Origin of the sequence: Streptomyces sp. NPDC047515, assembly GCF_040643055.1 — a bacterium.
Classification (GTDB): domain Bacteria; phylum Actinomycetota; class Actinomycetes; order Streptomycetales; family Streptomycetaceae; genus Streptomyces.
On sequence record NZ_JBEYTM010000066.1, the window covers coordinates 18,807 to 41,527 of the forward strand.

At 68.0% G+C, this 22,721-nt stretch carries 13 protein-coding genes and 2 pseudogenes; 8 read left to right on the plus strand and 7 right to left on the minus strand.

What is annotated here, in order from left to right; translation table 11 throughout:
- Positions 1 to 2: 2 nt before the first annotated feature.
- The 3 genes and pseudogenes from ABZ826_RS33755 to ABZ826_RS33765 all read left to right on the plus strand — a co-directional run bounded on the left by ABZ826_RS33755 (position 3) and on the right by ABZ826_RS33765 (position 1,041).
- On the plus strand, positions 3 to 263 hold the full coding sequence (locus tag ABZ826_RS33755) for a UBP-type zinc finger domain-containing protein (RefSeq protein WP_075033266.1): 261 nt from the start codon (positions 3 to 5) through the stop codon (positions 261 to 263).
- A pseudogene (locus ABZ826_RS33760) lies at positions 263 to 451 on the plus strand (cyclic nucleotide-binding protein); the annotation flags it as partial. The gene ABZ826_RS33755 and the pseudogene ABZ826_RS33760, both read left to right, overlap by 1 nt.
- A gap of 467 nt (positions 452 to 918) precedes the next feature.
- Positions 919 to 1,041 (plus strand): hypothetical protein, encoded by a 123-nt coding sequence (locus ABZ826_RS33765; RefSeq protein ID WP_361457112.1) that lies wholly within the window; start codon positions 919 to 921, stop codon positions 1,039 to 1,041.
- An 80-nt stretch (positions 1,042 to 1,121) separates the two neighbouring features.
- Here the strand turns inward: ABZ826_RS33765 and ABZ826_RS33770 are convergent, their stop codons facing one another.
- The 7 genes and pseudogenes from ABZ826_RS33770 to ABZ826_RS33800 form a co-directional block, all read right to left on the minus strand.
- The gene (locus tag ABZ826_RS33770; protein ID WP_361457115.1) at positions 1,122 to 4,853 is read right to left on the minus strand and encodes a S8 family serine peptidase; all 3,732 of its coding nucleotides are present in this window, start codon (positions 4,851 to 4,853) and stop codon (positions 1,122 to 1,124) included.
- Between the two features lie 138 nt (positions 4,854 to 4,991).
- A pseudogene (locus tag ABZ826_RS33775) lies at positions 4,992 to 5,144 on the minus strand (helix-turn-helix transcriptional regulator); the annotation flags it as partial.
- Positions 5,145 to 5,768: 624 nt separating this feature from the next.
- The gene (locus ABZ826_RS33780; protein ID WP_361457118.1) at positions 5,769 to 8,162 is read right to left on the minus strand and encodes a ricin-type beta-trefoil lectin domain protein; all 2,394 of its coding nucleotides are present in this window, start codon (positions 8,160 to 8,162) and stop codon (positions 5,769 to 5,771) included.
- A gap of 69 nt (positions 8,163 to 8,231) precedes the next feature.
- Positions 8,232 to 11,558, minus strand: coding sequence for a glycoside hydrolase family 2 TIM barrel-domain containing protein (locus ABZ826_RS33785; protein WP_361457121.1), 3,327 nt, complete (start codon positions 11,556 to 11,558; stop codon positions 8,232 to 8,234).
- Positions 11,559 to 11,623: 65 nt separating this feature from the next.
- Positions 11,624 to 12,664 (minus strand): ABC transporter permease, encoded by a 1,041-nt coding sequence (locus tag ABZ826_RS33790; RefSeq protein ID WP_361457124.1) that lies wholly within the window; start codon positions 12,662 to 12,664, stop codon positions 11,624 to 11,626.
- The gene (locus ABZ826_RS33795; RefSeq protein ID WP_361457127.1) at positions 12,661 to 14,232 is read right to left on the minus strand and encodes a sugar ABC transporter ATP-binding protein; all 1,572 of its coding nucleotides are present in this window, start codon (positions 14,230 to 14,232) and stop codon (positions 12,661 to 12,663) included. The genes ABZ826_RS33790 and ABZ826_RS33795 overlap by 4 nt, the downstream gene beginning before the upstream one ends.
- A gap of 41 nt (positions 14,233 to 14,273) precedes the next feature.
- Positions 14,274 to 15,329 carry a substrate-binding domain-containing protein gene (locus ABZ826_RS33800; RefSeq protein WP_361457130.1) on the minus strand — a complete coding sequence of 352 codons (1,056 nt, stop codon included), beginning with the start codon at positions 15,327 to 15,329 and terminating at the stop codon, positions 14,274 to 14,276.
- A 374-nt stretch (positions 15,330 to 15,703) separates the two neighbouring features.
- Here ABZ826_RS33800 and ABZ826_RS33805 point away from each other — a divergent pair, with 374 nt between their 5' ends.
- From ABZ826_RS33805 to ABZ826_RS33825, 5 genes are all read left to right on the plus strand, one after another.
- A complete protein-coding gene (locus ABZ826_RS33805) occupies positions 15,704 to 16,870 on the plus strand; it encodes an ROK family transcriptional regulator (RefSeq protein WP_361457150.1) in 1,167 nt (388 codons plus the stop codon).
- Positions 16,871 to 17,007: 137 nt separating this feature from the next.
- Positions 17,008 to 18,315, plus strand: coding sequence for an extracellular solute-binding protein (locus ABZ826_RS33810; protein ID WP_361457133.1), 1,308 nt, complete (start codon positions 17,008 to 17,010; stop codon positions 18,313 to 18,315).
- A gap of 104 nt (positions 18,316 to 18,419) precedes the next feature.
- The gene (locus ABZ826_RS33815; protein WP_361457135.1) at positions 18,420 to 19,376 is read left to right on the plus strand and encodes a sugar ABC transporter permease; all 957 of its coding nucleotides are present in this window, start codon (positions 18,420 to 18,422) and stop codon (positions 19,374 to 19,376) included.
- Positions 19,373 to 20,218: a carbohydrate ABC transporter permease gene (locus ABZ826_RS33820; protein WP_361457138.1), complete on the plus strand. Its 846-nt coding sequence runs from the start codon at positions 19,373 to 19,375 to the stop codon at positions 20,216 to 20,218. The genes ABZ826_RS33815 and ABZ826_RS33820 overlap by 4 nt, the downstream gene beginning before the upstream one ends.
- Before the next feature lie 25 nt (positions 20,219 to 20,243).
- Positions 20,244 to 22,646 carry an endo-alpha-N-acetylgalactosaminidase family protein gene (locus tag ABZ826_RS33825; RefSeq protein ID WP_361457141.1) on the plus strand — a complete coding sequence of 801 codons (2,403 nt, stop codon included), beginning with the start codon at positions 20,244 to 20,246 and terminating at the stop codon, positions 22,644 to 22,646.
- The last annotated feature ends 75 nt before the right edge of the window (positions 22,647 to 22,721 follow it).

Genomic DNA, 22,721 nt, shown 5'->3' on the forward strand with positions numbered 1-22,721 from the left:
CCATGACCGTACGGACCGACCCCCACCTCGCCCTCGTACGCCCCGTCACCCCGCGCGCCCCGGGGTGCGAGGAATGCCTGGCCACGCGTTCCCCCTGGGTCCACCTCAGGCTCTGCCTGACCTGCGGCCACGTCGGCTGCTGCGATTCCTCGCCGAACCGGCACGCCCGCCGTCACGCCGCCGCCGACGGCCATCCGATCGTGGCGTCGCTGGAGCCCGGCGAGGACTGGCGGTGGTGCTTCGTCCACGAGGCGTTCGTGTGATGTCCGGCGACGAGACACGGCCGGGCGCAGCGCCGGTGCCAGACGAGGCGGAGGAGAGCGTCCCCTTCGAGACCCCCGACATCTACGGCGTCTATCCCCGCCTGCCGGACGACCAGCTGGCCCGCCTGGCGCAGCATGGCCGGAGGCGCCCGGTTGACGCCGGTGACGTGCTGATCCGGGAGGGGGAACTTCAGTGGGCGGGGCACACCAATGTCAGGACCACGAAGCGCTGGTATGTGAAGCCGGACGTGGAGGATCTTCGTCCGGTGGCGGATATATGGGGAGGTCTGGCGAGTGTCCCGACCCCCTCTCTTGAGAAAATGTGAGATATGGGAGCGTGAGCGGGTGAGTAAGACGACGACTGAAACGCTGCAATACCGCTTTGACGGGCCATAAGAAGCACCGATCCTGGTCTTGGGCTCCTCTCTTGGTACTTCATGGCACAGGTCGTAGCGACCGTCCGGAGACGTCCAACTGATCGAGGGCAGGAGCGGGTTACGACGGCGTGCAGCTTCCGGCGTGGGCACCGCTGTACTTCGGCACTCCGCTCTCGAGCACGCGGAGCAAGGATGCGGTGACGAGATGTGTGCTACGGCCGATGCGGAGCACACGGCACGGAATCTCCCCGTGGCGACGAGGTCGTAGCCCTTCGCCCGTGAGAATCCGAACGCTCTGGACGGAGTTCCTGGCCATCCGCGGGATCCTTGAGCCCGCTGCAGCGGCCATGGCGGTGACCATGATGAGCGACCTGGGCAAGGCCCGCGGTCCCCACCGCTGAGCGCGGTACCTGGCGAAATTCGCCAGGTACCGCGCTCCTTACCTTGGTTTCGACCTGCGGGGCCGCTGCGCCGGCGTCATCTACTTCCGTACGCCGACCGCGCGGATGATCTCCTGCTTGACCGAGCCGCCCTTGTTGTCGGCGGCCGAGGCCCGCACGGAGATGTACCGCGCGTCGTCCGGCACCCGCACCGAGCCGGCCCAGGCGGCGGACTTGCCGCGTACGGTGTCGAGTTCGACGGACGTCCACGTCGCGCCGTCGTCGAAGGAGACCTCCAGCGTGGAGCCGGTGATCTTCCCGGTGTCCGTAGCGCCCTTGACGTACTCGGAGTAGATCCCGAGATCCAGCCGCTTTCCGGCCCGCACGTCACCGTGCAGGTCGGTGTCGACGTCGAACCCGAGGTTGAGCATCGGCAGATACGTCCACCGGTCGGCCGGTGTGTTGGCCGACTTGAAGGTCCATTCGGAGTGGCCCTTCGTGGAGAGGTGCCAGACATCCGGGTCCAGGGTGGTGTCGGTGACAACCCTGAAGTCCTGCTCGGTCGGCTTGACCTTCCGGGCGTACGCCCCCGAGCTCATCCTGCGGTCGACCTGCACCCCGTCCACGTACACCTCGGTGAACTGGGTGACCGAGCTCGCTTGCCACACATCGCCGAAGCCGGTGTGGTCCGGTCCCGAGTCGCCCCAGCCCGGTGTGTTGAACTCCAGGTCGTTGCCCGCGCGCCGCTGGCCCCAGGCGAGGCCGGTGCCCAGCCACGGGTGCCAGACCGGCTTGAACCAGTCCGTTGCAGAGCGCTTGCCGCCGCGGAAGTGCACGACGCCCTCGCGCTCCTCGATGGCGCCCGGGCCGTTGGTCAGGGACTCGTGCCACCCCCGGTCGGGGCCGGCGCTGATGTAGTCGGTGCGCTCCGCGGGAAGCTCGATCTTCTCCGGGAAGCCCATGCCGACGGGGAAGGTGTCGGTGATCGAGTAACGGAACTCGCTGCCGTCGGCTTCCTTCGGCGCGTGGAACTTGTTGTTGACGACCGCCAGTTCGCTCTTTTTCGGCCGGTACGTCAGATCGGCGGGGATCGCCCCCGGGTATCCCTCGGTGAGGTCGTACACATAGGGCGTGTTCTCGGTGCCGGTCAGTTCCACGCCCCGGTCGAGTCGAGCGGCCTCGATCAGTCGCGCCCCGTCCACAGCGTTCACCGTCGCGATGTACAGCGGACGTGTCGACCCGTCGGCCCCGGCAAACCCGGCCATGAGCCGCCCGGGAGCGTCGTCGGTGACGAACAGGGCCTTGGCGCCCGCGTCCTGTGCGTTCTGGGCTAGTTCGGCGGGGCCGATCGCGTCGGTGCGGCGCACGACGACCGCCTTGCCCTTGACAGCCTTGCCGGCATAGTCGGCGGCGCTTCCGGTCCCCGCGTCCACCACGGGCATCCGCTTGCGCCCGGTGAACAGGTCCGATCCGGACTGGACGACCGTCTCGCCGAGCCGCTTGCCGCCCGCTTCGACATCGAGCTGCGGCTTGCCGAGCCGCCACACGGTCCGGTACTCGAAGGTGCCCGTTGTGGGCTTGTGGGTCGGCGCGGCGAAGATGCTGTCGTACTTCGACGGAACCAGTACGGACGGCGAGAAGGACTCGCCGTTCGCGGACCGGTTGAACTTCATGATCCGCTGACGATCCTCGGTCCGCTGGCCCACCTCGGCCCGGATCTCCCGCAACGTCCGCCCGTCGAGGGTGACTTCGCGGTCACGGTCCATAGTGACCTCGGGCTCGGTGAGAAGACCGAGTCCGAGCGAGTCCTTGCCCTTGCTGCCGCGCACGTCGAGGAAGGTGGACAGGTCGTACATGCCGGGCTCCAGGCGCAGCTTGATCGTGCCGGAGTCATCGATCGGGGCCTGGATGACCGACGCGCCCTTGACCATGGGCTTTACAGCCATGTATGCGGCGGTTGGGGCACCGTCGCGGTCCTTCAGGTGGACGGTGAGGGTGTAGCGCTCGTTCTCCTTGGTCAGCCCGAAGGCCGTGTGCGCGACCACTGTGTCGCCGTCCTTGGCGACGATCCGGCCGGAGGTCGTGCCGACGGGCGCGGCGCCGCCGTCACCGGTGACCGTGGTCTGCGCGGTGCCGTGCGCGGGCACTGTGAGGGCGGAGTCGGCGAGGGCGACCACGCCGGCGGGAGCGCCCTCGGCGGTCAGCGCCAGGGTGACCGGCCGGTCGGAGGCGTTGGTGTAGGTCAGCGTCTTCGTGACCGGCTTGTTCGCCTCGTAGGGCCAGCTGGTGAAGCCGAGGTCGGCGCTGCCGGTCGCGGTGATCTGCGCGGCGATGGCGGACGGGACGTCGACGCGGCCCGCGCCCACCTGGTACGACGTGCCGCTGATCTGCTTGGACGTGCTCATCAGCCCGTCCTTGAGCTGCTGTCCGCTCCAGTCGGGGTGCTTCTCGGCGAGCAGCGCCGCCACGCCCGCGACGTGCGGGGTCGCCATGGACGTGCCGCTCTTCGATGTGTACGGGCCGCTGCCGCTCACGAGCTGCGAGCGGGCCGCGACGATGTCCACACCCGGTGCGGACAGGTCGGGCTTCAGGGCGTTGTCGCCCAGGCGCGGGCCCTGGCTGGAGAAGTTCGCAAGCCGGTCGGCGGAGTCGACCGCGCCGATGGTCAGCGCGGAGTCGGCGGCGCCCGGGGAACCGATGGAGCCGGGAGCGCTTGCGTTGCCGGCCGCGATCACGAACAGAGCGCCCGTGTCCTTGGAGAGGGTGTTCACCGCCTGGGCCATCGGGTCGGTGCCGTCACTGCCCTGCGACGAACCGAGACTCATGGAGACGATCTTGGCGTGGACGTCCTTGGCCGCCCACTCCATACCGGCGATGATCTGCGACTCGGATCCGGAACCCTGGTCGTTGAGAACCTTGCCGACGGCGAGCGTGGCGCCGGGCGCGACCCCCTTCTCCTTGCCGTCGGAGGCCGCACCACTACCACCCACGGTGGACGAGACATGCGTGCCGTGCCCGTTCCGGTCGGCGACCTCCTGGCCGTCGATGAAGCTCTTGGTCTCGCTCACCCGGTCCTTGAGATCGGGGTGGGTCAGGTCCACGCCCGTATCGAGGACGGCGACCTTGACACCCTTGCCGCTCAGCCCGGCCTCCCAGGCCGCAGGGGTGCCGATCTGGGCGTTGCTGGTCTCCATCGCGGTGTCGACGCGTGCGTCCAACCAGATTTTTTCGACCCCGCCCGCCAGACGCACACGAGCCGAAGTGGCGCTGCGAGCGCCGGAGCTGGCGTCCGGCGCGACCGTGCGCCAGAACTCCCCGGACTTCGAAGCCTCCAGGGCCGCACCGCCCACGCTCGGCAGCCCACGGACCTGGCGGGCTCCGCGGGGTGTCGCGCTCCGGGCGTTCTTCGTGTACGTCACGAGGAGCGGCAGGCCGTCGGACGACGGGTCACCGAGCCCCTGCTCGATCAGAGCGGTGACGTCGAAGAGTTCGGCGTCGAGGACGCCCGCCTGGAGGTAGGGCCGGGCCTCGTCGGGTATGACGGTGATCCGTCCGCCGGATATCTCGCTGTGAACCGCTCCGGTCGCGCCCTCGGGACGCTCCACGGCGACCGACTTCCGGCCCGCGCCGAGGTCGGTCACGGTCACCTGGTCACCGGTGATCAGGGTGACGGTTCGCGCGGTGGTGGGTGCGTGCACGGGCGACGCGGCACGGTCCGTGCGCGCCGTCGTCCCCATTGCACCGGCTGCGACGGCCTGCCCGGCCGGCAGCAGTACGAGCGACAGCCCGGCTGCCAGCAGCCGGGACCGTCGCCTCGCGGATGCTCTGGTCATGGATGTCTCTCCTTCGCGCACCCGGTGAATGGGTGGTTCCGGGTGCTGCGAAGACTTTCCCCGACCTTAACTTCCTTGTCACCGTTCGGCGTTGGCGGGTGTCTGCCGTGGCGGAGACCCGTCAGCAACGGCCGCGGATCACGGACTCGCCTTATGCCAGCCGTGATGGCGGGCGTACCAGCCGAGCTGGATACGGGTGGTCGCCCCGGCCTGGACCATCAGCCCCTGGATGCGCCGCTGCACGGTGCGCGCCGACATGTCCACCTGCGCGGCCACCGCGCGGTCGGTGAGCCTTCAGGTGGAACTTCGGATTGGCACTCACCCAGGCCTGCTGGGTGTGGTTGAAGGCCGGGATGACCCCGCTCTCCTTCGCTCCGATTTCCGCGGCCTGCTTGGACCCGAGGAAGGCGAGGAAGGCGGTCGCCTCCTTGGGGTGCTTGGTCTTGGCGTAGGCGACGTTGGCCAGGCCGTGGATCACCACTGCCCGCTTGGCCCCCTGCGGCATGACGGTGACGTCGATGATGTCGAGCCTGGAGCCCCACTTGCTGATGCAGGGTTTCTCCTTTGCGGCGGACGTCTCCGAGGGGCGCTCGGCACTGCAACTGCTTCAGGTCCGGCGCCTGGTCGAACTGCATGTCGTCGCGCTGGCGGCGGCTACGTCGCCACCCGCGAGCTCGGCCGTGGTGCGGCGCTCAGTGCGGTCGATGACATTCGGCCCGGGATGCGTCGAGCTCGAATCGCACCAGCGGTCAGCCCGGGACCGCGCCCACGCCGGGACGCGTGGTCCCGGGTATCGTCCAGAGCTTGGTGGCTCGGGGGCGTCGAAGGCCAGGCGAAGGTGTCTCGCCTGGCCTCCACCGACCACTCACACCTCGACAACCGAGGTCATCGTTGAGTCGGCACTGCCGTGACCGGCTACGGGAGCGTCCACCGCTGGTTGGCGCCACCGTTGCAGTCCCAGATCACCAGCTGGGTGCCGTTGGTGGTCGTGGACGCCGAGGCGTCGAGGCATCGGCCCGACTGGACGCCCTTCAGGGTGCCGTCGGGCTGTGGCGCCCACTGCTGGTTGGCGCCGCCGGTGCAGTCCCACAGAATCACCTGTGTCCCGTTGGCGGTGCCCTGGCCGGTGACGTCCATGCACTTGCCGTTGTGGGTCAGGGTGCCGTTGGACCAGGTCCACACCTGTGCGCTGCCCCCGTTGCAGTTCCACAGCTGCACCTGGGCGCCGTTCGCGCCGGAGTCGTCCTTGGCGTCGGCGCACTTGCCGGTCAGGCCCGAGGCGATCGGGCCGACGTGGGACGAGGCGGTGCCCGGGGTGAGGGCGAAGTTGTCGAACTGGTCGGTCTGGTATTCGGTCACGCCAAGGCCCGCCTGCCCGTTGGTGTAGCTGGAGTCGGTGGCGCTGCCGACGGTGACGTCGTCCACCACCGCTGAGAGGGTCGAGCCCTCAAGGGCGAACGCGACGGTGTGCCAGCGGCCGGTGCCGAGCGCGGTGGTCCTGCCGCTGGCCAGCGTAGTGAAGGTCCACCGGGAGTCGCTCTTGTCGATGGACCAGGCGCCGGTGTCGCTGACGCGCAGGTGATAGGCGTTCAGGCCGTTGTTGTTCTTGGCCTGCTGGTTGACGCGGCCGAGCAGTTCGACGCTGCCTTCCTTCTCGAACATGGTGTCGACGGTGACGGTGTAGTTGCTCCACGTGTCGTCACCCATGACCGTGTACGGGGCGTTGTAGGGCTCGTCGGTCCAGCGGATCGGCGTCGTCGGGGCCATCTGGCGCAGGCAGGTGCCCGAGCGGCCGCCACCGCAGGCCACAGTCTGGAAGGCGCCGTTCATGTCGGAGAAGTACTTCGGCGATGTGGTGGTGGCGGGGGTCTCGAACGTGTCCTTGTACGGGAGGTCGAGTGCGCCGGGTGCCGGCGGGGTCGCGGTGCCCTTGCCCTGGCCGGTCGTGGTGGTCACGGTGTAGACGTAGCCGGGCTGGAGGGTGAGGTTGAATTTGCCACCGCGCGGGGTGATGTCCTGCTGGCGGACGAACCAGCTCGCGGAGTCCCTCGACTTGACGTCGGTGGCCCAGACGTGGACCCGGCCTCTGGACAGGCCGCCCTTGACGGTGAACCCGGCGCTCTGGGCGACGGTGGCGTCCATGGTCTCGATGACCGTGCTGTAGTCGGAGTTTTTCGTCGACTTCATCGTCACGTAGCTGCCGTTGGTGCGGTTGCCGCCGAGGTATCCGCCCGCGGAGTCGATGTAGTGCCAGCCGGGTTGGGTGAACTGTGTGGTGTGCGCGGTCACCCATGTGGTCTTGCCGATTTTGTAGTTGCCGGACCAGGGCTGGTTGGCGATGGACATCCCGTCGGTGGAGAAGTGGAGGTTCGGGTAGAGCGCGGCGATGACCGGCCAGTTGAAGTAGGCGGTCATCTTCCCGTCGAGGTAACCGCGATTGATCGACCGCGCCACGGCGGGTGCGCCGGTGTCGGCGTCCTGGGAGCCGTTCTCGCTGGCCCACAGTGGCTTGCCGAGACCCTGTGCCGTGGCGGTGCTGGAGCAGGTGGTGTAGTCGCCGAGGTAGCCGCACGGATAGTGGACGCCGACGACGTCGACAGCCTCGTTGAACGCCGGGTCCTGGGCCATGTCGTCGGCCACGGCCCAGTCGCTTTCCGCGGCGACGACCTTGGTCGCGTACCCGTGCGAGGTGAGTGTGCCCTTGAGGTTCTTGTACCAGGCCTTGTCGTAGCCGCGCTCGTTCCAGCCGCCGAGGTAGTCGATCGTCAGGCCGTGCTGAGCCGCGCAGTCCATCCAGGACATCAGATAGTCGATGGTGTCCTGGGACCAGAAGTTGCTGCCGTCGATCCAGCCGGGAGCGCCCCAGGACAGCGCGGCGAGTTTGATGGCGGGGTTGCGGGCCTTGGCCTGCTCGGCCATCCACCACTGGTAGCCCTGGTTGCAGTCGACGGTGCCGGCCGTGTGCATGTGACTGGGTTCGGCGCCGTCGGTGGAGTTGGTGTCGCCGCCGATCTCCAGCTTGAGCAGCTGGAGGGAGGCGCCGTAGCCGGGCTTGTAGAGGTAGTCGAGGAGCTCGCTTCGCTGCGGCTCTGGGTAGTCGACCAGGAGTCGGGAGTTCCCGCCGCCGCCGGAGATGGCGCCGACACCGTCGAAGGTCCGGCCCGGCTTGGTGCCGTCAATGGTGATCGAGGTCGAGAGCGTGGGCGCGGCCTGCGCGACGGTGGGAGCGGTGAGGCCGGTGAGCGTGCTCAGAAGAAGGCTTGTCACCGCGGTGAGCGTGCGCCAACGACGCGCTGGTGCCCGAGTCATGCTGGCTCCTTCGGGATTCGGATGCTTGAGGGCTTGTGGCGCTGAGAAAAGGGAGAGAACCTGAACGCTTCAGTGCGTACCGAAGCTGCCGAGCCGAAGGGACACCGTGCCGGTCGTGCCGTCGGTGATGCGCACCGTGGGCCGGTAGTAGTCGCCGCCGCCGTAGCCGTAGTCGGGGTAGTTCCAGTGCGTGTCGATGTACAGGGATCTCGATGCGGCCGCAGCCGACAGGACGTGGAAGGCATCCACGAGCGGGAGGGTGTTGGACGACGACGGGTTCTTCTCGCCGGTCACGACCAGGCGGATGGTGTGCCGGCCCTCGGTGAGTCCGGTCTTGCGGTAGACGACCTGCTGGTACTGTTTGGCGGGCCCGTACTGGTCGACGGTGGTGTCGAGCTGCCCGTCGATGAGCACGTCGATCCTGCCGAGGTTGGAGCCGAAGCCTCCGATCCACTCGATGCCGGTGCCGGTGAAGGCGAACTCGCACCAGTCGCCCGCGGTGAAGCTGAACGACTCGGAGTCCGCGTGGTCGTTGTGCGTCCACTCCTCACCGTGCGCGTGTGTCCACGCGCCGTGGTAGGTGATGGCGGGGTCGGTGTCGTCGACCCACTGCGGCGGGGTGTGGTCGACTCGGGCGGCCACGCTGCCGTCGGACTCCACGCGCACGCCGGTGCCGTCGGTACGGGTCAGCGCGTAGGTGTGGACGGCGGAGCGCAGGGCGCGGAAGTCGTTGCAGTCCCGGCCGTCGTCGTCCTTGCCGTACAGGAAGTACGTGTGGGTGTCCTGCGACCAGCTCCACTTGGGCCGCTCACGATAGGCGGGCGCCGCGTGCTGCGGCACCGCGACCGCGGTGCCCGAAGGGCGGCCGATGTGGTCGTCCGGGTACACCGACCACAGGGAGCCGGTGCGCCAGCCGATGCGGCCGGCCTCCTCGGGGGCGCAGAAACGCACTCCGAGTTCCTGGTAACCGCCGCTGGGTTGCCCGGAGAACGCCTTGGCGATGGTGTACGTGGTGGTGATCAGCCCGGTGCCGTCGACCGCGACGTCGAAGCTGACGGGGCTCTCGCCGTAGGTGCCCTTGATGGTGACGGTGGAGGTGTGCCTGTCGGTGCGCTTCGCGTTGATCGAACCGAACCTCCAGGAGGGCAGGTATCCGCCGCGCTGGTGCAGGTAGGGTCCGCCGGTGAGCACGGTCGTCGTTCCATGCCTGGCCTCGGTGATCAGACCGGTCGCCTTGCTGAAGGCGATGGAGAAGCCGGCACCAGCCAGTGTGATGCGTGTGTCGCTCTCCTCGACGGCGGGCGCGGCGCCGGCCGGGCGGGGCCGCACGGGTGGACGCACCGGGCCGATGGGCAGCGCGTAGGAGTCCACGATCCGGTCCTGCCCGTCGACGAACTCCAGCTTCAGCACCTCGCCTTCGCGCCAGGACCGGTACGGAACGGTGAGCTTGCCGTTCGCGCCCGGCTTCAGGTCGATGCCTGGTATCGCGCCCTTGGCAGCGCCCACCTGCCATCGGACGGTCAGCTCGGACAGATTGGTGAAGTCGAACCAGTTGGAGACCGGAACGACGAGGGGGGTGCGGGCCTTCTGCCCGATGAGCGGTGCATCGGGCACCCGTACGGGCGAGTACGCCTTCTTCGCCAGCCAGTACTCCGGCTTCTCGCGCCGCCAGATATCGAGCAGCCCCCATTCGGCGGTGCCGGAGACCTTGTCGGGGAGCGCGAACACCTCGTCGACGCCGCCCCAGATCGCACCGCCGACGACACCGTCGGTGTCATGGCACTTGGGCCAGAACCGGGAGATCGTCTCGCCCCAGAAGTTGCGTACACCGGGGTCGTTCTTGAGGTCGTCGATGTTGTACGCGGCCAGGTGTGCGTACTCGTCGTAGAGGGATGGCTTGGCATTCTCCCCGCCCAATTCGCCCTTCACGTCCGGGTAGTGGGCGGTGAAGATGTCGTACTTGGCGCCGGTGGAGTAGGTCTCGGCGTGGCTGTAGACGACGGGTCGCGAGGGGTCGCCGGCCTTGAGATAGTCCCACTGCGCCTGCGGGTTCGCGCCCCAGCCGATGTTCTCGTTGCCCGTGGACCAGATCAGGACGCAGGGGTGGTTCCGGTCCCGCTCCACCATTTCGGCGAGCTGGCCGAGCCAGTCGGGCCTGAAGGCCGGGTCATCGAGCAGGTTGTCGTGGCCCTGCTGGTTCACCCAGCACACCGCGGTCTCCTCCTCGACGTACATTCCGTGCCGGTCGGCGGCCTCCAGCAGGGCCTCGGTGGGCGGGTAATGGGAGGTACGGAGGAAGTTGATGTTGGCGGCCTTGAAGAGGCGTACGTCCTGCTCGTCCCAGCGGGCGGTGGCGCCGCGGCCCATCGTCGGGCTGACCTGGTGGTGGGCCACACCGCGCAGCTTCACCTCGCGGCCGTTGACCAGCAGCCGCTTGCCGTCGACGTGGATCTGCCGGAACCCCACCTTGCGGGTCACGGTGGACCGGGTGTCCCCAGAGCCGGCCGTCAGCTCCAGGGTGTACAGGGTCGGGTGCTCGGCGTCCCACTTGAGCGGGGCCGCGACGTCGATGTCGAACTGCGCGGGCCCGTCGACGATGAGGGGACGCCGCAGTACCTCATGTCCCGCGGGGTCGCGCAGGAGCAGCTCCATCGGCAGCGAGCCGCCGCCCGCCGGAGTCAGGCGCAGGCCCAGCACCGCGTCGCGGAAGCTCTGGTCGAAGGTCGTCGTGATGTGAACGCCTGCCAGATGTGCAGTAGGCACGGCGATCAGTCGGACATCGCCCAGAATGCCGCCAATGGGGTGGCGGGCGTAGTAGGTGCCGTACGACAGGTCCTGCCAACGGTCGGTGACACCCACAGTCACCCATGCGGCCGTCCCGGGTGCGACGTGGTCGGTGATGTCCGCCTGCCAGCTGGTGAAGCCGCCCCGGTGGTCACGTACGTGGGTGCCGTTCACCCAGAGCCGGGCGTCGCTGTACACGCCGTCGAAGCGCAGGACGACGCGGTGGCCGGCGAAGTCGGCGGGCACCTGGACCTTGGTCCGGTACGCGAACTCCTTGTCCTGAGGAACCTCGACGCCCTGCATGGCGGGCTCGCCCGGCACCTCGACCTTCTGCCAGTCCGAGATGTCGGTGTCATCGTGCCAGAACTCCGCGGGCGGTTCGATGGCGAGCGACCACGTGCCGTTGAGGGGCATCACCGGCTGGGACACGCCCGCGACGGCATCGGGCACGGGCGTCAGCGTGACGGCGGGCCGGGGCAGATCGCCGGCTCCGGTCAGTGCCCGCGCGCCTGAACCGGTGACGGCCGTCGCGGTCCCGGCACCCGCCGGACCAGCCAAGGCCCCCGCCACGACCGCGGATCCGGCAATGAGGAATGTACGTCTGCGCGTCAAGTCGCTACTCCTTCGAGGGGGCAGGAGCGCCGGACCGGGCCCCTGGGGGATGGGACGGAACCCGTCTACGTGGGGAGGCCTATGCGGCGTTCCTTGGTGCGGCGCTGCTGGATGACGACGGCGATGACCAGCAGGGCGCCCTGGGCGACGTTCTGCCAGAAGGTGTTGATGCCTTGGACGGTGAGGCCGTTCTCGAGGGCGCCGAGCAGGGCGACGGCAAGCAGGGTGCCGCCGATGCCGCCCTTGCCGCCCTTGAGGGCGCAGCCGCCGAGCGCGGCTGCGGTGATGGCCTTGAGTTCCAGGCCTTCGCTGCCCGAGACGGGCTGCCCCGATCCGGTACGCGCGGTGAGCAGGATGCCGGCGACGGCCGCGACGGTGCCGCAGAGGGCGTAGGCGGCGATCAGGTACTTGTTGATGGAGATGCCGGCGAGCCGGGCCGCGGTGTCGTTGCCGCCGATGGCGTAGAGGTTGCGGCCGATGTCCGTGTAAGTGAGCAGGACGTGCACGCTGAGCGCGACGACGGCCAGGACCCAGATCATCACCGGCAGGCCGGCGATCTTGCCGCGGCCGAGGAAGACGAACACGCTGTCGTTGAGGACGTAACCCTGGGCACGGCCGTCCGAGACGAGTTGGGCGACGCCCTTGTACGCGGCGAGTCCGGCCAGCGTGGCTATGGTCGGGTTGACACGGCCGTAGACGATGATCACGCCGTTCAGCACACCGGCGAGGACGCCGATTCCGAGCGCCGCTGCGATCCCTGCCCATGCGCTGGAGCCCGTGGAGGTGAAGACCATGGCGCTGACGACGGACGCGAGACCGGCCTGCGAGCCGACCGAGATGTCCAGCGCGCCGCAGATGATGACGACGGTCTGGACGATGGCGAGGAGCCCGACGAGGGTCGCCGCCTCGCCGATGACCTGCATGTTCGACCAGCTGAGATAGTTCTCGTTGAGCGAGCCGAACAGCGCGAGCACGATGACGAGGGCGCCGATCAGGCTGAGGTTCTGCCCGCCGACCGCGGCGAGCCGGAAGCGCCCGCCGGTTACGGCCGGCGCCGGACTGCTCTCCGTCCGGTCCGGGGGGCTGGTGACGGCGGTGTCGGTCATCGAAGGGCTCCAGGGGCGGTAGTGGTGAGGTCGTCGGCCATGGCGAGAGCGAGGATGGTCTCCTCGGTGGCCTCGGCTCGGCCCAGTAGGCCGGTGATCCGGCCGTTCTGCATGACGGCGATACGGTCCGCGAGACCGAGCACTTCCGGCAGTTCCGAGGAGATCACCAGGAGGGCCACACCGTCGCGGGCCAGGTCCGCGATGATCTGATAGATCTCGGCCTTGGCTCCGATGTCGATGCCGCGGGTGGGCTCGTCGAGGATCAGCAGCCGGGGTTTTCCGGCCAGCCAGCGCGCGAGGACCACCTTCTGCTGGTTTCCGCCGGAGAGCTTGCCGATCTCGTGCTCGATGGAAGGGGTGCGCACCCGCAGCCGGTCGGTGTACTCCTGTGCCATGGCGCATTCCTGACGGCGTCTCACAAACCGTAGGCGGCGCAGGCCCTTGAGGCTGACGAGGGACGTGTTGTCCCGGATGGAACGCTGCAGGAACAGTGCCTGCGCCTTGCGTTCCTCGGGGGCGAGCCCGATGCCGGCCCTGATTGCGTCCTTCGGGCCGCGCAGCTGCACCTTCCGGCCGTTCATGCTTATGTCGCCGGAGCGGATCGGGAGGTCACCGGCGATCGCGCGGGCCAGTTCCGAGCGTCCGGCACCGATGAGTCCCGCGAGCGCGACGACCTCTCCTGCACGCACCTGGAGGCTGATGCTGCTCACATCGTCGGTGGTGACGTCCTTCAGATCGAGCACGACTTCGTCCCGGGCGACGTCCTGGCGGACGAAGAGGGAGGACAGATCGCGTCCCACCATGAGCCGTACGACTTCCTCCTCGGTCATCCGCGCGGTGTCCAGCACCCCGGCCACCGTGCCGTCGCGCAGGACGGCGACGCGGTCGGCGAGCTGGAAGATCTCCTTCATCCGGTGCGAGACGTAGATGACGGCGATGCCTTGTGCGCGGAGCCGGCCGATGAGCGCGAACAACGCCTCCACCTCGTGCTCGGACAGCGAAGAGGTGGGCTCGTCGAAGGCGATGACCTTGGCCTCGCCGGTCAGCGCGCGCAAGATCTCCACCAACTGCCTCTGCGCAGCCGTGAGTTCCGAGCCAAGCGCCTCGGGGGAGATGACCTTGTCGAAGCCCAGGCGGGCGAGGTCGGAGGTGATCCGGCGACGGAGTTCCGCGCGGTCCAGGCGGCGTCCGGCCGTGCGGGGCAGGGAGCCCGCGTAGACGTTCTCCGCGACCGAGACATGCGGGATGATCTCGGGTTCCTGCGGGATGATCCGGATGCCGGCCCTGCGGGCGTCCTGCGGAGTGGCGAACGCGACCGGCTCGCCGTCGAGCACGATGCGACCGTCGGTGGGCTGGTGATCGCCGGTGAGGATCTTCAGCAGGGTCGACTTGCCCGCGCCGTTCTCGCCCATCAGCGCGGTGACCTGCCCCGCGGGGAAGTCGAGCGTGACGCCGCCGAGCGCCTGGACGGCGCCGAACCGTTTGACGATGTTCTCGACGGTGATCAATGTGCCCTGGAGGGCGGTGGATTGCGTGGGTTCCGATGTTTCGGCGCCAGGTTCGATCATGGTGTGCCTCGCAAGCGGGAAGCGCGGACAGGAGTCTCAGATCAGCTGCACGTGACCCCGGAGGCCTTCCAGTTGGAGGCGTCGACCATCTTGGTGGACGCGAATGCCTCCTTCGGGAACTCCTTGCCGTTCTTGAGCTTGTCGTACATGGTCTGGACAGCCAGGGCGCCGACGTCGCTGCCGTTGATGAACAGGGCGGCCTTCATGCCGGAGGGCTTGCCCGAGCTCCAGTTCTTGCAGGCCAGGTAGGCGCCGAGGCCGACGCCGATGACGTCGTCCGCCTTGAAGCCGGCGTTCTCCAGCGCGGTGACGCCGCCCTGGACGTTCTCGTCGTTGCAGCCCCACATGATCCAGTGCTTGACGCCGGAGTTGGCAGTGACGGTGGCCGCGATCTTGTCCTGGGCGCCGGTCGGGGTGTTGTCCGTCGCAACGTCGATGTTCTTCACGTCCGCACCCGCACCGTCCTTGAACGCCTTCTTTGCGCCGTTCACCCGGTCGGAGCAGACGGTGACGTCCTGCTTCCAGGCGGAGATGGTCCGGGTCTCGGCGGGCTTCCAGCCGGCCTTCTTGAATTCTTCGGCGGCGCGCTTGCCGACCTCGCCACCCATCTGGGCGCCGCTGAACCCGATCCGCGGCACCAGTGCGTCGCGATCGCACACGGACGGGTCGGGGCCGGTGGTGCAGATCTGGTCGTCGGAGGTGAGCAGTGCGGTCTTGCCGTCCTTGGCGGTCTGGACGAGCTGCGGCCCGACCGCGGGATCCGGGACGACGGCGATCAGGCCGTTGGTCTTCTGGGCGATCGCGGACTGCACCTCGCTGATCGTCTTGTTGGCGTCGCTGCCCAGGTTGACCACCTTGAGTTCGATGCCCAGCTCCTCGGCCTTCGCCTTGGCCCCCGCGGCCTCACCGACGAAGTACTCCTGGTCGCCCTGCTTCTGCAGATACGTCAGAGAGATCTTGCCGTCGACCTTTCCGATGACGTCGCCGCCGCCCGGCTTTGTGGCCTCCTGGCCGCTGGAACATGCACTGAGCGTCAGGGTCGCGACCATGCCAAGGGCGGCGACTGCGACACCTCGATGGTTGCGTGGCGTGAACATGACATGGCTCCTTGGGGGGATTGGGAGGGCGCAGCGGTGTGCGCACGACACCAGGTCGTCGAATCAACCAGAACTGAACAGGTCTCGCGTGATCGTGCACGGGCTACAGAACCTGGGAGGTTTGGGGAGATTCCCCTCTCAACAGGGACTTTTTGCCACTCGTCGAGATTGAACTGCGAACATGATTGAACATGTCAGATCAAGAGTCAACAGCCGTGGCGTGGTCGAGATCTGGGAGCGGGGGGTGTCGACCTGTCGGAGAAATTCGGTGTCCTGCACCCCTTGCCAGTTCTTTTCTTGATGCGTAAAAGTATCTCTCGCCAAACACTTGGTGACAATGAGTCAATCTGTTGGGGAGATATGACGTGAGCGCGATGGCGGCCCTGGTCCCGGACCAGACAGGAGCCGAGATCTTCGCCCAAGTGCTCACAGCGGGCCCGATCTCCAGAACGGTCATCGCGCAGCGCCTGGGGCTGTCACCCTCCACGGTGACCCGGCTGCTCGCGCCGCTGATCGAGGGCGGCTACCTGAGCGAGACCGGACAGAAGAGCGTGACGGGTCTGGGCCGCCCCCAACGCCTGTTGCAGGTCAACACCGACCAGTGTCTGGTCGTCGGGATCCAAATCGCGCGCACTCATGTCGCTGCTGTGCTCACCGACCTCGGTGCCCGTCCGCTGTGCCGCCTGGAGCACATGCTCGATTCCCTGGAGCCCGCTCATGTGCTTGCGGTGGCGGCGGAGTTGACAGCCCGGCTCATCGCGCAGGCACCGAGTGCCGACGCGAGGGTGCTGGGCGTCGGGGTCGGTGTGGGCGGCCATGTCGACGCGGCGAGCGGGGTGTGCCGTTCGGCGGTGCGACTGGGCTGGACGGACGTAGCCGTCGCCGCTCCGCTGAGCGCCGCCACCGGACTGCCGGTGCTGGTGAACAACGACGTCAACGCTCTGGTCATCGCCGAACGTTGGTTCGGCGAGGGCCGGGATGTCGATTCGCTCGCCGTGATCTCGGTCGGGCGCGGCGTCGGTGGTGCGCTGATGCTCCATGGAGTTCTCCACTCGGGTGTCGGTGGACTCGCTGTCGAGTTCGGACATCTGCCGATCGAGCCGAACGGTCCGGACTGCGCCTGCGGCAACCGCGGCTGCGTGGAGGCACTGGCTTGCTCCGACGCGGTGTTGCGGATGTTCCGCGAGGCCGGTGGTCGGCCCGAAGCCGACTACGACGCAGTCACGGAGCTCGCGCGGTCTGGGCCGGAAGCCGAACGACGAGCCGCGCTCGATGCGTTCGCCGTGGCCGGCGACGCGCTCGGACGCGGATTGGCATGCCTGTGCAACCTGCTCAACCCGGGACTGATCGTGATCGCGGGTGAAGGCGTGGTGGCCTATGAGCACTTCGGGCCCGCCATGACCGCGGCGTTGGAGCGCCACGCCGTCTCGACCGCGGCCCGCGACTGTGTGATCAAGGTCGACGAGGCCAGTGAGACGTTGTGGGCGCGGGGTGCCGCCTGTCTGGTCATCAGGGAGAGCCTCCGTGCCCGGCTGTCCTGAGCGCGCTGAGTGCTCGGCCGGTCTCAGTCCGTCGATCGAATCATGCCCCACCGCTTCCTGAATCCGCAGGGCAAGGCCGCGGGTTGATGAAGCATGCAACCGCCGTCCCGTCGTCACGACCGTCTCATGAGGAAGTCATGCGTACATTCATCTCCAGATCCGCCGCCGGTGCGGCAGCCCTCTCCCTCGCCCTGCTGGTGACCGGATGTTCCGGCTCCGGCGACTCCGGCGATGCGAAGCAGGCCGGACCGGTGTCGTTGGAGTTCTGGGGCTGGGCCCCGGGCTACGAAGAGATCAGCGCCCGGTGGAACGCCGCCCACCCGGACATCAAGGTGACGTTCAAGCAGATCCCGTCCGGTGCCAAGGGCGGCTACGACCAGATGACCAACGCCATCACGGCGGGCAAAGCCCCGTGTCTGGCGCAGGTCACCTACAACGACATCCCGTCGATGCTGGTCAAGAAGGCGCTGATGGACATCACTCCGTACGCCTCCGGCGACACGGGCAAGTACCTGGACTGGACCGTCGCGGCGTCCTCGGCCGACGGCCAGATGTACGGCATCCCCGTCGACACCGGGCCGATGGCCCTGTACTACCGCGCCGACCTGTTCAAGAAGTTCGGCATCGACAAGCCCCCCGCGACCTGGGACGAGTACGCCGCCGACGCCGCCGACGCCGCCGCGGTCCACGCGGCCGACCCGAAGGTCGCCTTCGGCACTGCGCCCCAGGACGCCTACGACATGGCTGCCTTGACCTGGCAGACCGGCAAGTCCTGGTTCGGCACGCAGAGCGGCTCGTGGCAGGTCTCCATCGACAACCCGGGGACACAGCAGGTCGCCACGTACTGGCAGGACCTGAAGGACAAGAAGTTGGTGATGAACAACGGCAACGCCTGGGACCCGACCTTCGACAAGGCGTCTGAGGCCGGCAAGGTCATGACCTTCGTCAATGCCGCCTGGGCCGTCCCGGGCATCAAGGGGGACCTCAAGGACCTCGCCGGCAAGTGGGCCGTGGCCCCGATGCCGACCTGGACCGCCGGCGACCGGACCAGCGCGAACTCCGGCGGTTCCGCCACCTCCGTCCTGACCGGCTGCAAGACGCCCAGGGAGGCCGCGCGGTTCGCCGCGTTCCTGTCCAGCGACCCGGACGCGGTCAGCACAGGCATCAAGGTCGGCGGCCTGTACCCGGCGGCGAAGGCCGGTCTGGACAACCCGCTGCTGTCCCAGGGTGACCCCTACTTCGGCGGACAGAAGGTCTACGACGTCTTCAAGCAGTCCGCGGCGAACATACCCACCACCTGGGTGGTCGGGCCGACGTTCGGTCAGGTCGAGGCGGACTACTCGGACGCGATCGGCAAGGAGGGCTACGCCGAGGCCACCGCCACGGTTCAGCAGAAGACGGTCGAGAAGATCAAGAGCCTGGGGCTCTCCGCGACCGGCGGCTGATGTCGAGGGGACGTCAGGTCGCCCGAGGGTTTCGCGGTGCCGCTTGAGGGTGCGGCACCGCGGAGCCCGGCCCCGTATACCGCAACCGCGCGAGGAACGACACCATGAGCACCCAGACAGCATCACCGCCCACACCCGCGCCCGTGCGCGTGGTGGCAGGGCCGAGCCGCCACTACCGCCGCAGGAGCGCGCTGAACGCCGCCGGGTTCCTGGTTCCGTTCGGCGTCCTGTTCACCGCGATGATGCTCGCACCGATCGGCTACGCGATCTATCAGAGCTTCTACCAGGTCCAACGCCAGGGCCTGTTCGGCGGTGCGCAGACCAAGCGGTTCGCGGGCTTCGACAACTTCTCCGCCGCTCTCCACGACGGCGACTTCATAGCCTCGCTCGGCAGGGTGGTGCTGCTCGGTGCCTTCCAGGTGCCGGTGATGCTCGGACTGGCCCTGGTCCTTGCGCTGCTGCTGGACTCGCGTTCGGCCCGATTCAGGAAGACCTTCCGGCTGACCTTCTTCCTGCCCTACGCACTGCCGGGTGCGATCGCTGCGGTGATGTGGTCGTTCCTGCTGGTCAAGGATCTCTCGCCGTTCACCGGGCCGCTGGCGGCGATCGGCGTCCACACCGACTTCCTGTCGGCCGGCTGGATCCCGGTGTCGATCGGCAACATGATCACCTGGGGTTGGACCGGTTACAACATGCTGATCATCTACTCGGCGCTGCAGGCCGTGCCCGGCGACGTGATCGAGGCCGCGACGCTCGACAACTGCACCGGCTGGCGCCTGGCCTGGTACGTCAAGATCCCGATGGTGCGGCCCGCCCTGGTCCTCACGACGGTGTTCTCCATCATCGGCACCGCCCAGCTCTACACCGAGCCGGCCGTGCTCGCCGCCGCGCGGATACCCGGCGCCTCCAACAAGTTCAGTCCGATCATGAACACCGCGCTCACCGCCTCCCAGGCGGACCCGAACCTGGCCGCCGCCGAATCGGTTCTGCTCGCCCTTGTGACGCTGGTTCTCTCCTTCGGGCTCCTGAAGTTCACTCAGCGAAGGACGGCCGACGCATGACCACCACCCGCAGCCCGCTCACCGGCCGCCTGGTCGTCAACGCCCTGCTCGGCCTGATGGCCCTCTACACCCTCATCCCGCTGTGGTGGCTGTTCGTCTCGGCGACCAAGGGCGAGGGGTACCTCCACCAGGGCAGCCCGCTGTGGTTCTCGCACTTCGACCTGGGCGGCAACCTCGGCCGCGTCTTCTCCTTCCAGGACGGCGTCTTCTCCTCCTGGCTGGCCAACAGCGCGCTGTACAGCCTGGTCGGTGCGGCGGTCAGCACGCTTCTGTCGGTCATGGCCGGCTTCGCCCTGGCCAAGTACAAGTTCCGCGGCCGCGAGACGATCTTCAACGTGGTCCTGGCCTCGGTGCTGATCCCGGCGCCGATGTTCGCCCTGCCGCTGTTCCTGATGCTGGCCGAGCTGCGGCTCACCGACACCTACTGGGCCGTCCTGCTCCCCAGTTTCGTCAGCCCCTTCGGCGTCTACCTCTCGCGCATCTATGCGTCGGCGTCCGTCCCCGACGAGTTGCTGGAGGCGGCGCGCATCGACGGCGCCGGTGAGCGGCGGACCTTTTTCCGCATCGCGCTGCCGGTCATGGCCCCGGCCCTGGTGACGATCTTCCTGTTCCAGTTCGTCAGCGTCTGGAACAACTACCTGCTGCCCGCGCTCATGATCAACGACGCCTCGAAGCTGCCGGTCACCGTCGGCCTGGTCCAGTGGCGCTCGGAGTTCGCCAACGGCGTCCCGTCGATGCTCCCCATCACCGGAGCGTTCGTCTCGCTGGTCCCGCTGCTCGTCGCCTTCGTCGTACTGCAGCGCTTCTGGCGCAGTGGTCTCACCGCAGGCGCCGTCAAGTAGCCGCACACCTCAGAAGGGCTAAGCCATGCAAAGACCACGCGCGCGGGCAACCTGCGTCGCGCTGCTCAGCACGTCCATACTCCTTCTCGGTGGCACCACCCCCGCGACCGCCACCCCCGCGACCGCCGCTCCCGCGACCGCCGCTCCCGCGACCGCCGCTCCCGCGACCGCCGCTCCCGCGGCCGCCACCGCCACCATCAGGTCCGGGAAGCTGACGGCCACGGTCGATACCGCGTTCCCGCAGGTGCTCAAGTACCAGCTGGGCAAAGGCACACTGCCCGGCAACACCGGCGCCACGCCCCAGGTCAGCATCAACGGCACTGCCTACACGCCCACGGTGACCTCCGCAATCGCCGCCGAGCGTGCCGACTACGTGCTCGGTTTCCCCTCGATCGGCGTCACCCTGAAAGTCCGGGTGTCGGTGTCAGGATCCGTCCTGACCTGGAAGGTCACGGGCGTCACGGAGACCGCGGCGACCAAGGTCTCCACCCTCGCGATCCCGGGACAGAACCTGCTCTCCATCCGGGGCGACCGGACCGGCGCACAACTGGCCGACGCCTCGGTCTACAAGACCTACTACGCGCCCGGCCCCGGCATGGACACCATCGGCGCTGTGTCGTCGCTGCCGACCGACGCCGCACCACTGCACAAGGTCATCGCGCTGGTGGCCGACTCGACGATCGCCGCCGGCGTCACGAGTAACTCGCTGACCTCCTTCGGCGATCCGGTGGACCCGAACCGCGGCGGAAACCTACTGGTGCGGACCGCCAAGTCCGGCGGCGTCAACACGACCGTCATCGGCTCGGACCTGTGGACCTACCGCGGGCCGGACGGCCAGGTCGTCGCCCTGCCGGAGGCGAAGGTCGTCCTGACCGGCGACGCCAACGGCAGCGGCGGCGTCGACTGGCAGGATGCGGCCGTCGCCTACCGGAAGATCATGCCCGAGCCGGAGAAGGCGGCCCAGACCAAGAACAACGTGGTCTCCCAGATCGCGATGAACTTCGTCTCCCAGGCTCAGAACCCGTTCGTCAAGACCCTCGACGACATCAAGAAGATGGCGCTCTACACCGACGGGCTGGGCCAGTCCATCCAACTGAAGGGCTATCAGGACGAGGGCCACGACGCCGGCCACCCGGACTACGCCGGCCACTACAACACCGCCGCCGGCGGGATCGCGGACGTCAACACCGTCGTCGACGGCGCCGCGGCCTACAACGCCATCGTCGGCGTCCACATCAGCGACGTCGGCCAGGCACCGCGCAGCAAGGCCTTCCGCTGGGACAAGACCGACAACCCGGCCAACCCCGAGGCCCCGTACGTCTACGGGGACACCGCCTACAGCCTCGACACCGGGAAGGACCTCGCCGGCGGCGACTACGCCAAGCGGATCGCCGCCCTGCTGCACGACGTCCCCAACCTGGGCTTCATCTACAGCGACGCGTTCTTCCAGACCGACAGCATCGACTGGAACGCCTGGAAGGAAGCGAACGTCGTCGCGCAGCACGGGCTGCCGATCTACACCGAGTTCCCGACGTACATGTTCCCGTACGTGTCCTGGTACCACGACTCGAACGAGTACAACAACGTCGGCATCAACAGCCAGATCCTGCGGTTCGTCTACAACCACGACATGGACTCCTGGATCCAGAACAGCGAGCCGATGCTGGGCGGTGAGCAGAACAAGGCCTCGTTCATGGGCTGGCACAGCGACAACTCGGTGAACAAGGAGATCGCCGAGGTCTTCACCAACAACCTGCCGACCAAATACCTGCAGCACTTCCAGATCACCAGCTGGAAGGACGGCGCCATTCAGTTCACCGGCGGCGTCTCCACCCGGATGAACGGCAACTCGCCCCAGATCTGGCGCGACGGCGCCCTGGAGCGCGACGGCAACAAGTTCTTCCTGCCCTGGTCCCCGCAGGGCCGGCAGAAGATCTACGCCTGGAACGACATGGCCGAGTCGCGGACCTGGACGCTGCCCAAGACCTGGTCCGGCCAGAGCGCGGTCACGCTGTACAAGCTCTCCGACACCGGCAAGGACGCGGGCACGAAGATCGCGGTCAGCGGCGGCAAGGTCACGCTCAACCTGGACCCGAACACCCCGTACGTGATCTACCCTGGCACTCCGGTCACCGCCCCGACGACCGGCAGCTACGCCGACGGCAGCAACACCGGCGCCCCGGTGCTGCGCACCGACACCGCCTCCTCGGTCGGCTTCGGCACCGGCACGATCGTCAAGAACGGCGAGTTCTTCACCCGCGACCTCAGTGGTTGGACGCCGTCCTCCACCTCCGGAGACACCTCCGGCGTTTCCGTGGTGACCGACTCCAACGGCTTCCAGAACTTGAAGATCATCGGCGCCAACGACGGCCAGGTCACCCAGAAGCTGACCGGCCTGACCCCCGGTAAGAGCCTGTCGGGTGGCTGATCATGCGTGATGCGTGACGGTCGTGATCTGCCCTCCGGGCATGGAGACGGCCCCGGAATGATCACGTGGTGTGTG